The sequence below is a fragment of the Chloroflexus sp. genome, from assembly GCF_034434295.1.
Taxonomy (GTDB): Bacteria; Chloroflexota; Chloroflexia; order Chloroflexales; family Chloroflexaceae; genus Chloroflexus.
In genome coordinates this window covers 19503-32120 of the sequence record NZ_DAOTZQ010000044.1, presented here as the reverse complement: position 1 = coordinate 32120, position 12618 = coordinate 19503, and the positions used below count along the sequence as shown (strand labels likewise).

Genomic DNA, 12618 nt, shown 5'->3' with positions numbered 1-12618 from the left:
CACTTGCATCACGCCGGTCAGGTAAAGACAAGTTTGGCGCGTAAGTCGCTCTCGACAGCTCTGGTACGTTGCCTGTTCAATGTTGGTTGGGAGCGACGGGGTATCTTCATCTATGCCCCGGCTACATATGATGCATCCTGCTATAATGAAGAAGCCCGACTGTTACAGCGAGGAAGTTGTGCACCATCAGTCCTGGTTTTATCGTCTACTACTGCTTGGCGCATTAATGTTGACTGCCTGTTCCGTGCTACCGTCTACTGCGCCGGTAAGAACCTCCGAGCGCGTAGTTCTTCGTCTGTGGCACGCCTGGCCGGCAGCCGATAGCCGTGTCTTACAAGCGCTGGTTGATCAGTTTAACCAGACTCATCCTGAATCTCAGATTGTCCTCCAATCCCGTCCGGCAGTGTCACTCCCCTCCGATGTGGCAACCACGATCAGTGAAGGTGGCGGTCCGCACCTGGTCATTGTACAGAGTCACATGCTCGGTATGCTCGTCCAGGCTGGTGTGTTGCGCTCACTCGACGATATGCTCTCAAACAGCGAGGTAAACAGCCTGCTACCCGCTGCGGTTGGTGCTGCTCAGGTCTCCGTCGCTGGTCAGCCAGTGCTGTTTGGGGTGCCAATTACGTTTGATACCCTCGCCCTCTACTATAACCGGGCCAACGTATTGCAACCACCATCCAGTACCGAAGAACTGCTCCTCACCGCCCGCGCCCTCACGAACCGTAATCAGACACCACCAGTCTGGGGATTGGCCTACAATCTGTCATTGGATCGAACAATTGGCTATCTCTACGCCTTCGGCGGCCGGGTATTTGATGAAAATGGCGCTGTTGTGCTGGGAAGCAGTGGTCGCGCCGGTACCGAACGCTGGTTAACCTGGTTAAGCCAGCTTTATCGCGATGAGCAGTTGCTGGCGACGCTCGACGGCGTGCTGGTTGATCGAGCATTACAGGCCCGCGAAGCCATCATGACTATCGATTGGGCACATGCTCAGGCTGAGTACCGGGCAATCTGGAATGATCAACTTGGGGTGACACCGCTGCCGGTCTTGAGTGCCGAAGATCGTGTTCCCCAGCCGTATGTACAGGCTGATGTGATCGCACTCAATGCTCGTCTCGATAATCAGGCTGAGCAGGCGGCGGCCCAGACCTTCATTCGCTTCATGCTTGATATCAATAGCCAGCGGGCATTGCTGGTGGCCGGACGCCAGCCTACCCAACTCGCACTCCAGCTCAGTGATAACGACCTCGCCGATAGCGTCCAACTGGCCGCCGCCCGTGCCTTTCGCCTTCAGGCGCAGAACGGCTTGCCGATGCCTGCTGATCGTGTTGCTCACGAGATAGTCTGGACAACCCTGGTTGAGATGCAGCTCAATGCTGTACGCGGCTTACTGACACCTGAACAGGCTGTGACACTGGCCGATGAATTTCTGCGTAGTCGATTAGCTTCACCCTGAGCTGGTGCTCGTCCAATCACTGTAACACCGGAAAAAGAGCGGAAACGGAGCAATAACGCACTCACTGTGCTCAATCCAGGATGCGTGTTGTACCGATACCTGTTAGTCTTGAGACGATGTGCCTTCTCGCTTTGATCACCTGACCTGTCAATGACAATGAATGAGGTGACTGCTGGAAAGCGCTTGCCTGTTATGATGTTTCATGGTATCCTACTGCCATGAATCAGGGTTATCAGGCACATATAAAGCGAGAATAGGGTACCGCGTTCTCAGTGCTCTACACCTGACCGGGTTTATTGCCAGGAAACCCGCTGTATGTAGCGGACGGTACCGGAACCTCGCACCAAAAGTGCATATATGGCGCCTGATAATCACCAAACATAACAACAATCCTGTAAGAAGTCGGTAAACCTAGTTGCCGTGCGTGAGAAGATGTAGTAGAATAAGCGACGTGTAGGCCGTCGTGATGTTAGTTCTGCACTTATTAGCTAATTGTTCAGGCCCACACGGTTTCGTTCCTGTCCCGAACTGGCTGACGGCCTCTAAGGAGGATATGAATGGCAAGCAGAACCGAAGAGATGGTGCGGCATCTAAAGGCCCTATCGATGAACACGCCCGACATTGAGGCCTCCGCCGTGGTAAGCGTCGACGGCCTCATCATGGCTTCGGCGCTGCCGGCAGATGTCGAAGAAGATCGTGTCTCGGCGATGAGCGCGGCGATGCTCTCGCTGGGTGAGCGAATCGCAAGCGAGCTGCGGCGCGGGCAACTCGATCAGGTCTTTGTGCGTGGGGAAGATGGCTACGTTATCCTGATGGCAATTGGTGAGGAAGCAGTGTTGACTGCGCTGGCGCAGAGCCGGGCCAAGCTGGGTCTGGTCTTCCTTGATATGCGGCGCACGGCGAACGAGCTGGTCAATCTCGTCTAGCCATTGCTCGCTCAGCCAGCCCGGGAAGATGCTCATGCAGCCCGCTCACTGGCGGGCTGTTTGTGTCTCGCTAGTCACTACGACTGTTCGTCGTAGCTGGTAGGCCGGGCACGAGCGGTGATCAGGTGCCACTGATGATGGACACGGGGTAAGGTGCGGAAGTGATACTTCTGTGCGCTTACCCTTATGCCGTCTGATTACGTCTCTCGCTGTGTCTGCCCGTTACATCAAATCTGGTTTAATAAAACCTACAGCACGCTAGAACTTATTTCGTAAAAGCTGTGCTGTCGTGCTCTCCGGTTGCAGTATAGGCGTAAACGACAGCATATCACGTCGGTATGGAAGAGCGTAGCGCCGACGCCCATTTATAGTGCCATCACCCGCTGCATTGATTGCCTTGCCCGTGCATCATGCGCGTGTCGCGGCATTTGGAGTGCGGCAGCCACGCTGCCGCACCAGCCGTGCTTCGTGTCAGGCGCGTGTCACGCTGTGTACTCTGCTGGTCACGGGGATGCTGTATGGGCTTGTCACGATCATAGAGTCTGGCAGTAATGAATGAGATAACTTCTCGTCAGGATTTGACATAAGGTGACTTGCCAGCGACGTATGCATCAGCACAGCTCCCGACAACAGAGAGTGAGATCACCTCTTATTGCCACCCGGCTCGTTGCCTGATGACACATGTGTACAACTGGCACCAGCGGCAGCGTTTCCACATTTCTCTCAACACATGCATCTCCAAGTGTCTTGTACGTTGCCCAACACAACGGGAGGAGCATCAACCTGATACTCCTCCCGTTGTTCTCAAGAACCGCTACCTTCCTTAATCGTTTGTGAAAAGATTACCGAGGTTGATCCCACCGCCACTACTGGAACTGCTTGTTGTCGGCATATACTGGGCCAATTTCTTCGCCAGATTCATCGCCGGCATTGTCTGGAGCCAGACCCGACCCGGCCCGCGCAGTGTCGTGAGGAATAGACCTTCGCCACCGAAGAGAATGTTCTTGAACCCGCGCACCATCTCGACATCGAAGTTGATCGTTGGCTCATACATCGCCACGTGGCCGGTATCTACCTTGAGCATCTGATTGGCTTCGAGCGTGTATTCAACGATCTCGCCATCCAGTTCCACGAATGCCAGCCCTGGACCGGTCAGCTTTTGCATGATAAAACCTTCACCACCGAAGAACCCTGCACCGAGCTTGCGCCGGAAGTGGATATCGAGCGAGACGCTCCGCTCGGCACACATAAACGCATCTTTCTGGCAGATCATCGTCTGGCCCGCTGCCAGATTCAGTGGCACAATTTTGCCCGGCAGCTCTGCCGAAAAACCGATGATACCTGGCCCTCCCTGTGGTGTAAAGTTGACCATGAAGATCGACTCACCAGAGAACATGCGCTTAAATGCGCCACCCAGACCGCCTTCCATATTTGTCTGCATTTGTACGTTGGCGCTCATCCAGCTCATGCCACCGCGCTCTGAAAAGATCGTTTGTCCGGCAGGAACTTCAAGCACAACAGCCTGCATCGTCGTGCCAATGATTTTGTAGCGCACGCCGCTTGCCCCGACACCAGTACCGGCAATCGTTGGTTCAGGGAGATCGAGTCGTTCACCGGGACGATTATCGTACACATCAGCCATACTGACCGACTCACCTGATGGCGGGATAAACGGAGACGGCGCTGCGGCTGCTGGTGTCAAGCGAGCGCCACAATTTGTACAAAAGCGAGCGTTTGGAGCTACCGGAGCGCCGCACTGTGGACAATTCATAACCAAGACCTCCTGTTGCCAGATGTATCATGCCAGGTGCAATACTGTACGTACATCAGTGAACCAAAGTTGCATCGTCCTAACTCTTACTGAGAGTCTGTAAAAACTCGGCATTCGATTTGGTTTTCGCCATCCGGGTTAGCATGAGTTCGGTACCTTCATTCTCACCAAGCATGCTTACCATTCGCCGTAGTGTCCATACCTGGCGTAACGTGTCAGGGCTGAGCAGGAGATCCTCGCGGCGCGTACCAGAGCGCTGAATATCGATTGCCGGAAAGATACGTTTTTCGGCCAGTTTCCGATCAAGGTGAAGTTCCATGTTACCGGTACCCTTGAACTCTTCGTAGATCACATCGTCCATGCGTGATCCGGTATCGATCAGACAGGTGGCAATAATCGTCAACGATCCACCATTTTCAATGTTGCGGGCAGCACCGAAAAAGCGTTTTGGCGGATACAGAGCGACCGGGTCGATACCACCAGACAGGGTACGTCCACTCGGTGGCATGGCAACGTTATACGCCCGGGCCAGTCGGGTGATGGAGTCCATTAAAATAACCACATCGTGTCCAATTTCTACCAGACGTTTGGCCCGTTCCAGCGTCATCTCGGCTACTTTAGTATGATTCTCGACCGGTTCATCGAATGTTGAAGAGATAACCTCGCCGCGTACAGAACGGCGCATATCGGTAACTTCTTCCGGGCGCTCACCAATCAACAGTACCATCAGAATGATGTCAGGATAGTTGGTCGTGATGCCGTTGGCAATTGCCTTCAAAAGCATCGTCTTTCCTGCTTTGGGAGGTGAAACGATTAGACCTCGCTGACCACGACCGATTGGGGCAATCAAATCGACCAGACGAGTATGCAGAAGATTTGGTTCAGTTTCTAACTTAATCTGTTCGTTGGGAAAAATGGGTGTCAGTTGATCAAAAAATGGTCGTTTACGAGCAGTTTCCGGGTCCTGATCATTAATCTTTTCAACCCGCAACAATGAATAATAGCGCTCACTCTCTTTTGGCGGACGAATTTGCCCCCAAATCCGATCACCACTGCGTAGGGCAAAGCGACGAATTTGTGATTGTGAGACATAGACATCTTCTGGACTGGGCAGCATCCGATTACCCCGTAAGAAACCGAAACCTTCTGCCATAATGTCCAGGATGCCATCACTGTAAATCGTGCCGAACTCGATGGGCGTTCGGTCAACGGTTGACGTTTCAATCGGATTGAGATCTGGTAGAGCTGGCGGCTCGGTAACTGTTATTGTCTGCGTTGCCGTCTGCGCCTGAATTAATTTATCGATCAGCTCGCGTTTTTTCAATGAGCTGATCCCTGAAATGTCAAGTTTACGCGCCATTTCGCGCAAATCGGCGAGAGTTTTTGTTTCAAGCTCAGCAACTGTCATCACGATGCATGCTCCTTGAAGTCAATGAGATAGAAAGTAGACCCTGTATCTGACAGTGAATGATTTTCATCTGTCGTGTCGTTATCTCAGGGGCGACAGATGAAAAATAGCAACGCACCATGTTTTTGCACAATGTGATGAAACCAGCAAGTTATGCTCAAATGCGCAGATGTTTATCTGGTAGTGCCAGAACGGCTATGCAACACAGGGGAGTTCTCTTCGATAGCGCTGACAGCACCGTTCTATCAGGACGCTACTCTTGTATTGTGTTCGGGATTTAGCGATAGTATAACACAAATGTCAAGATCAAGGCAAGTAGAACTTATTTCACAAAAGCTGTGCTATCGTGTTCCCAAACTGTCGCACCAGCGCGTGCACGCTTGCCAATGATCAATGACAGTCTATTCTGCTCCTTGTCCGTTGGCAGTGCGCAGCTTCGGTCGTGTCGGCATATGCTGGATTGGGTGCCTTGCCCGCCTGTCATCCCCGTGTTGCAACGTTTGGCGTGCGGCAGCCACGCCGCCGCCGCAGCCGTGCTCACGATCTGGTGTGTGGTGCACCGTTAACCCTGTTGGTCACGGGGATGCTGGATGTGCTCGTCATGATGTAGAGTCTGTCAGGAATGAATTGAGATCGCTTTCAGGAGATGTTTTTTGAAATTAATTTCTCTTTCCTCCCTACCTCTCCTCTATTTTTCTCTTTCCTCGTTCCCCTCTCCTGGAACTTATTTCAAAAAAGCTGTACTATTGTGCTCCCAAACTGTCGTACAGGCGCATGAACGCTTGCCAATTGCTAACGACAGTTATTCTGCTCCTGAGCCTGTTGGCAGCGCGCAGCTCCGGTCGTGCTGGCATACACTGGATTGGGTGCCTTGCCCGCCTGTCATCCCTGTGTCGCGACGTTTGGCGTGCGGCAGCATGGCTGCCGCACCAGCCGTGCTTGCTGCCATGCGCCTGTCACACCGTTCACCCTGCTGGTCACGGGGATGATGTGTGCTTTCGCATGTAGTCTGTCAGATGAGATACCTTCTAAAACTGGATCAGTGAGAAAACCGGTCGTTCACGCAGCCGCTCACGACCGTTGAGAAATGTTAGCTCAATCACAAATGCCAGCTCAGCAACCTGTCCGCCTGCCATTTCAATCAGATCACAGGCTGCGGCAATCGTGCCGCCGGTTGCCAGCAGATCATCGATTACCAGCACACGTGCACCGGGCTGGAAGGCGTCGCGGTGAATCTCTAGCCGGTTTGTGCCATACTCAAGCTGATATTCGATCTGATACGTGGCAGCCGGCAGTTTACCCGGCTTGCGAATCGGCACCAATCCAACCCCCAGTCGGTAGGCCAGTGGCGCACTAAAAATGAACCCCCTTGACTCGATCCCGACTACCGCATCAATCTCTTGATTCCGGTAACGTTCGTGCAGACGATCAATAACCTCACTGAATGCCTGACCGTTGCCGATCAACGTGGTAATATCTTTAAACTGAATACCGGGTATTGGAAAGTCGGGAATGTTCCGGATCAGACTGGCCAGATCTTGCCGCGTCATACGCCCTCCATTGTTACGCAAATAATCAGTACACTCGCTATTATAGAGAATTCGCTCTTGCCTGTGTGTGATAATATGCGCATTCGATCACAAGTCAGGTGGTAGCGTGTGTCTTTGCCCATATGTATCATACACGTATTCGATATGCGCAGAGTGATTCATCTATCCCTTAAAAGCAAGCATCCTTTGGCTTTCACATGATTATCGTATCGAGTGCTGTTGCCTGGCGTAGTACAATGTACAGGAAATAGACCGTTCTGTTGTGGATACAACGATGAATGCCATCGAATGTAATCAGCTCAGTCGTCGCTTTCAAACCATAACCGCCGTCGATAACCTTGACCTGGTAGTTCCTGCGGGAACGATCTTTGGATTTCTTGGCCCTAATGGTGCCGGTAAGACGACTACAGTTCGGATGCTCTGTGCACTGATCGCCCCCTCATCTGGCAGTGCACGGGTAGCCAGCTTTGATGTTCAGACTGAGGCTGAGTCGGTACGGGCCAATACCGGGATTCTGACAGAGACCCCTGCTCTTTATGACACGCTGAGTGCGCTTGAGAATCTGACCTTTTTTGCTCGCCTGTACGGCCTTTCAGCGACCCAGGCATCAGAACGGGCTGCATACTATTTGCGCCTTTTTGAGTTATGGGAACGGCGCAATGATCCGGTCGCTGGCTTTTCCAAGGGCATGCGTCAGAAACTGGCGATTGCGCGCGCATTGTTACACGATCCGGCAGTTCTCTTCCTCGATGAGCCGACCTCTGGTCTCGATCCATCGGCCTCTCGCTCAGTGCGTGAGGTGATTAAGAGTCTGAGGGCTAGTGGGCGTACGATCTTTCTCACCACCCATAACCTGGCCGAAGCTGATGAGTTGTGTGATCTCATCGGGGTGTTCCGCACTCGTCTCATCTCCCTTGATACCCCGGCAAACCTGCGTACGCGCCTGTTTGGGCAGAGTGTGCGAGTGGTGCTGGCTGGCCCGGCTACACCACTTCTTCTGCCGGTACAGCAATTGCCGTTTGTCATGAACGTAACAGTTGATGATGAACGCACGTTACTGGTGCAATTGACCAATCCCGAAAGGGACAATCCTGCTCTGGTGCGGGCGTTGGTCGCTGCTGGAGCTGATGTCTGCTATATCGAACCGTTTACCCCTTCTCTCGAAGCGGTGTATCTGGAGTTGATCCAAGAGTCGGTCGCCGGACAGAGGCAGGTGTAGCTGGTGGTTACGGGTTCATGCGACAAAGCTGTTTCTATTAACAACACCAGAGGATGTGAAGCTCATATTATGCATACCTGCTGGATTGGATATCACATGGTTCGTATGGTTTAGGGTGAAGAAGCTATGCTTTCCCTGCCGTGTCCGGTGCCGGTTGCGTGTCGCACGATGACTGTGCTGGTTGCTGCTTCGACGTTCGTTACCGTCACGATCTTTGGGCCTGTCAATGATGACGTCTAATAACCCCTCTGCCAGAGAGATAATTATGCTGCGTTGGGAACCGATCAAGGTGATTATTGCCAAAGAATGGCTGGAACTACAGCGGTCGCGAGGATTGCTCTTAAGCACGCTGTTGCCGCCGGTCTTTCTCCCGCTGTTTGCACTTGGCCTCATCTTTGCAATGGGTCTGTTTAGCGATCCGGATACCGCCGACATTCCGGCAGCGGTTGTCGATCCGGCGCTGGCCAATCTGGGTCTGGAGGCACTGGCTCAGGTTATCTTCGGGCGGCAATTTTCGACCCTGTTTCTGTTGTTGCCGATGATCATTCCGAATGTGCTTGCCTCGTACAGTATCGTTGGCGAAAAGAATCGACGCACCCTCGAACCATTGCTGGCAGCGCCGATCAGGGTAAGCGAGCTACTACTCGGTAAGGTGTTGGCCGCAATTATTCCAGGCATTGTACTGACCTGGGGATGTGCCGTCGTTTTTGCTGTGGGTTTATTGATTATTGCGGTCGATCCGAGTGTACCTGCTCTTGTGCTGCAATCAGGGTGGGTAGTAGCACTGCTCTTATCCAGTCCGCTCTTAGCCATTATTTCAGTCGCACTTACGGTAATGATTTCGTCACGGGTAAACGATCCACGTAGCGCCCAACAGATTGCCGGAGCGCTGATTGTACCGGTGATGCTGCTTTTCTTTGGTCAGATGCTAGGTCTTTTTGTGTTGAATGTTATGGTTGCACTCATCTTTGTCCTGGTGTTGGCGCTGATCGCAGCAGGTCTGATCTGGCTGGCAACTAGCGTCTTTCAACGGGAAGAGATTTTGACTCGCTGGCGCTAACGCTCTTGCGCAAACGGGTATAATTGTCTCAAAATAAACGAGATTGCGATAATGTTCGCTGCGCGGACGTACTCTGCACGGTGCCGATATTCAGATAGGAAAACCGATGATTGCTCACTGCCATTTCCCGTTGATCGCCACCCCACGCCAGGAGCCAATCCGAAAACCCCTACCCGGTCTGTAGTCCTGCGTGGATTGGGTAGGCTCTCAAGGAGCGGTCTATGAAGGATGTGACGGCCAGATCTATGTATGAGGTGCTTACGTCTCAACCACCCGATCTGGTTGGTGTATTGCGCGAGACGATCCCATCCATCGGGATGTTGATCGATGCACTTGAGCAGCAGTCTGACCCGACGCTGCGGCTGAGCCTGTTACGGCAGATTGGCGCCGAGTGGTACGCCTGCGGTGGAATGGCTGAAGTGTTGACCGAGCTGGGTCTGCATCTTGCAGCCCGCCTACCAATGGCGCAGGGTATTGTCGTTAGTGAATTACTGCTGGCGTTTGGTGCGGCCCAGGAAGAGCAACGCACACGCGAATGGGAGGCTCGTTTAGTTGCACGAGCAACGCAGCTTGATGGTCTACACCGGATTATTTCAGCAGCCAATTCTACGCTTGATCTTGATACTTCACTGCAAACGGTCGTCGAAACTGTCGCGCAGGTGATGAATGTTGAAGCCTGCTCGATCTACCTCTACGATAAGCATCGCGATGATCTGGTGCTGCGGGCAACCCACGGTTTGAACCGTGCTGCCATTGGTCAGGTTGTGGCCCGGCTTGGCGAAGGAGTTACCGGTTGGGCTGCCCAACTGGGCTATCCGGTGGCAGTGAGTGATGTCTACAAAGATCCGCGCTATCATCGCGAACCCCAGCTCGGTGAAGAGATGTTTCGCTCGATGCTGGCGGTGCCGATTGTGCTCTTCTCGGCGGAGCGGTTTCAGTTCAGCGCCGATAAATTGCAGGGTGTGATTAATGTGCAAACAATCGCACCACGCGAGTTCACGCAAGAGGAGATTTCTTTCGTTGAGACGGCTGCCGGTGAGCTGGCCTTCTTTATCGCGAATGCCCAGCTCTATCAGCAGACCGATGAGCGGTTGCACCAGAAATTGCGTGAATTGACCACCTTGCAACAGGTCTCAAAACTGATTGCCGAGCAGATCGGTCTCCAGGATGTGCTCAATCTGATCGTTGAGAAGGCTGTTCACCTTTCAAAAGTGGATCGGGCTGCTATCTTTCAAATGGCGGAAGATGGTCAGCTCAAGCTGGTTGCCAGTTATGGTGGTGAAGGCGATGGCGTGCGCGATCTGGTCATTCAGACGGTACGCGATGGCCGTCCGTTGGCGGTTATGAATGCCTATCAAGATGCCCGATTTCCGCAGTTGCCGGCAGTGGCCCGGGCAGAGAATTTTCATTCCCTCTTTTGCATGCCGTTGCGTGCGCGTGGCCACACAATCGGCGGTATTTGTCTCTACCGTCGTGAACCGCATCTGTTCGATTATGAACAGGTACGGCTGCTCAATACCTTCGCCGACGAAGCGGCCATCGCCATTGAAAACGCACGTCTCTATGAAGAGAGTTTGCGTGCTTTGCGGATCAAGTCGGCCTTGTTGCAAGAGATGCATCACCGCGTGCGCAACAATCTGCAAACCATTGCGGCATTACTGTCAATGCAACTGCGACGACTCGATCCGGCCAGCCCCGGTGCTAAAGCTCTGCGTGAGAGTGCAGCGCGTATTCAAGCCATTGCTGCTATTCATAACCTGCTCTCGCGTGATGATATTGGAGTAACGACCGTTGGTGCCGTGGCGCGTCAGGTGATCGAGAGCGTGCAAAGTACCCTTTTCGAGACCGATATTCGGGTTGATTTTGCTATTCTCGGTGATGAGGTGCGCATCGGTTCGCGTGACGCAACCGTGCTGGCACTGGTGATTAATGAGCTGGTTGATAATGCCTTGACCCATGGTCTGGCTGTGGAAGGTGGACGAATTGAGGTTGAAGCGGTGCGTGATAATGGTTATGTGCTGGTTGAGCTGCGCGATGATGGTCCTCGTCATCCGCCACCGCCGTCACGACACAGTAGTGGATTGGGATTGCAAATTATTGAAACACTGGTCAACAGTGACCTGAATGGATCGTTCTCGCTAATTCGCGATGAAGAAGCCGGTTGGATGCGGGCCAGGATTCGTTTTCCACAGCGCATTATCGATGATGATCGCATTGAAGTCTAAGCACTTTGCATGATCTTTCTGGAGGGATTGTGGACATCACACTTTGGGCATGGATCGGTTTCCATGCAATCGTTTTTCTGGTTTTAGCCCTCGATCTGGGAGTCTTTCATCGCCATTCGCATAAAGTCTCGATCCGTGAAGCCGGTTTGTGGACACTGGTCTGGATAACGCTATCGTTGATATTCAATGGCATTATCTGGCTGTGGCGTGGCCCGGAAGATGGTCTGAATTTTTTGACCGGTTATCTGGTTGAATATTCGCTGAGTGTTGATAATATCTTTGTCTTTGTACTGCTGTTCAGCTATTTTCGCGTGCCGGCCCAGTATCAACATCGGGTACTCTTTTGGGGTATTCTCGGCGCATTGATCATGCGCGGGACGATGATTCTGTTAGGCTCAGCGCTGGTCGAGCAGTTTGAGTGGATCCTCTACCTGTTTGGTGCCTTCCTTCTGGTGACAGGGGTACGCCTGATCTTCCAGGATGATGAGCCTGAAGTAGACCCACAGCGAAATCTGCTGGTACGACTGGCCCGTCGTTTGTTGCCGATTACGCCCGATATGCGCGGTGATCGGTTTTTTGTGCGCGAAGCGGATCGCTTTAGTGCCACACCCCTCTTCCTGGTGTTGCTCATTGTTGAGAGCACCGATTTGCTGTTCGCAGTCGACTCAATCCCGGCCATTTTTGGCATTACCCACGATCCGTTTATTGTCTATACCTCGAATATCTGTGCTATCCTCGGCTTGCGTTCGTTGTATTTTCTGCTGGCCGGGGTGATGGAATCGTTCTACTACCTGCGCTTCGGCCTTGCCATTATTCTGTCGTTTATCGGTGTCAAGATGCTCACTCCTCTAGTCTCCGGCTGGTTCCTCGGCGGTCATGGCGTTCATATTCCGACGACCATCTCGTTGGGGGTGATTGTCGTCACCTTGCTAGCGTCTGTGGTGGCATCACTTATTCGGTCGCGTCGTCTGGCCAGCGCAACCGATTAATCTGGAAGGAG

Annotated in this window: 9 protein-coding genes; 6 read left to right on the top strand and 3 right to left on the bottom strand. The window is 52.9% G+C overall.

Going from position 1 to position 12618, the window contains the following annotated elements; genetic code table 11:
- Window positions 1-145 precede the first annotated feature (145 nt).
- Window positions 146-1459, top strand: coding sequence for a sugar ABC transporter substrate-binding protein (locus tag VAE57_RS06525; RefSeq protein ID WP_322821078.1), 1314 nt, complete (start codon window positions 146-148; stop codon window positions 1457-1459).
- A 557-nt stretch (window positions 1460-2016) separates the two neighbouring features.
- Complete coding sequence (locus VAE57_RS06520; protein ID WP_012256185.1) at window positions 2017-2385, top strand: roadblock/LC7 domain-containing protein; 369 nt, start codon at window positions 2017-2019, stop codon at window positions 2383-2385.
- 823 nt (window positions 2386-3208) lie between these two features.
- Here the strand turns inward: VAE57_RS06520 and VAE57_RS06515 are convergent.
- From VAE57_RS06515 to VAE57_RS06505, 3 genes are all read right to left on the bottom strand, one after another.
- Window positions 3209-4156: a TIGR00266 family protein gene (locus tag VAE57_RS06515; protein WP_322821077.1), complete on the bottom strand. Its 948-nt coding sequence runs from the start codon at window positions 4154-4156 to the stop codon at window positions 3209-3211.
- Window positions 4157-4235: 79 nt separating this feature from the next.
- Window positions 4236-5564, bottom strand: coding sequence for a transcription termination factor Rho (rho, locus tag VAE57_RS06510; protein ID WP_322821076.1), 1329 nt, complete (start codon window positions 5562-5564; stop codon window positions 4236-4238).
- A 1028-nt stretch (window positions 5565-6592) separates the two neighbouring features.
- Window positions 6593-7114 carry an adenine phosphoribosyltransferase gene (locus VAE57_RS06505; RefSeq protein WP_322821075.1) on the bottom strand — a complete coding sequence of 174 codons (522 nt, stop codon included), beginning with the start codon at window positions 7112-7114 and terminating at the stop codon, window positions 6593-6595.
- Window positions 7115-7388: 274 nt separating this feature from the next.
- On the opposite strand from VAE57_RS06505, the gene VAE57_RS06500 reads away from it, so the two are divergent.
- From VAE57_RS06500 to VAE57_RS06485, 4 genes are all read left to right on the top strand, one after another.
- Window positions 7389-8333, top strand: coding sequence for an ABC transporter ATP-binding protein (locus tag VAE57_RS06500; RefSeq protein ID WP_322821074.1), 945 nt, complete (start codon window positions 7389-7391; stop codon window positions 8331-8333).
- A gap of 265 nt (window positions 8334-8598) precedes the next feature.
- The gene (locus VAE57_RS06495) at window positions 8599-9393 is read left to right on the top strand and encodes an ABC transporter permease subunit (protein WP_322821073.1); all 795 of its coding nucleotides are present in this window, start codon (window positions 8599-8601) and stop codon (window positions 9391-9393) included.
- 221 nt (window positions 9394-9614) lie between these two features.
- Window positions 9615-11618 carry a GAF domain-containing protein gene (locus VAE57_RS06490; protein WP_322821072.1) on the top strand — a complete coding sequence of 668 codons (2004 nt, stop codon included), beginning with the start codon at window positions 9615-9617 and terminating at the stop codon, window positions 11616-11618.
- 29 nt (window positions 11619-11647) lie between these two features.
- The gene (locus VAE57_RS06485; protein ID WP_322821071.1) at window positions 11648-12607 is read left to right on the top strand and encodes a TerC family protein; all 960 of its coding nucleotides are present in this window, start codon (window positions 11648-11650) and stop codon (window positions 12605-12607) included.
- Window positions 12608-12618 lie beyond the last annotated feature (11 nt).

Excerpts from the sequence above, each read along its gene's own strand:
- VAE57_RS06490 (WP_322821072.1), top strand. The coding sequence starts at position 9,615 with ATGAAGGATGTGACGGCCAGATCTATGTATGAGGTGCTTACGTCTCAA.
- VAE57_RS06505 (WP_322821075.1), bottom strand. The coding sequence starts at position 7,114 with ATGACGCGGCAAGATCTGGCCAGTCTGATCCGGAACATTCCCGACTTT.
- VAE57_RS06515 (WP_322821077.1), bottom strand. The coding sequence starts at position 4,156 with ATGAATTGTCCACAGTGCGGCGCTCCGGTAGCTCCAAACGCTCGCTTT.
- VAE57_RS06525 (WP_322821078.1), top strand. The coding sequence starts at position 146 with ATGAAGAAGCCCGACTGTTACAGCGAGGAAGTTGTGCACCATCAGTCC.
- rho (WP_322821076.1), bottom strand. The coding sequence starts at position 5,564 with ATGACAGTTGCTGAGCTTGAAACAAAAACTCTCGCCGATTTGCGCGAA.
- VAE57_RS06500 (WP_322821074.1), top strand. The coding sequence starts at position 7,389 with ATGAATGCCATCGAATGTAATCAGCTCAGTCGTCGCTTTCAAACCATA.
- VAE57_RS06520 (WP_012256185.1), top strand. The coding sequence starts at position 2,017 with ATGGCAAGCAGAACCGAAGAGATGGTGCGGCATCTAAAGGCCCTATCG.
- VAE57_RS06495 (WP_322821073.1), top strand. The coding sequence starts at position 8,599 with ATGCTGCGTTGGGAACCGATCAAGGTGATTATTGCCAAAGAATGGCTG.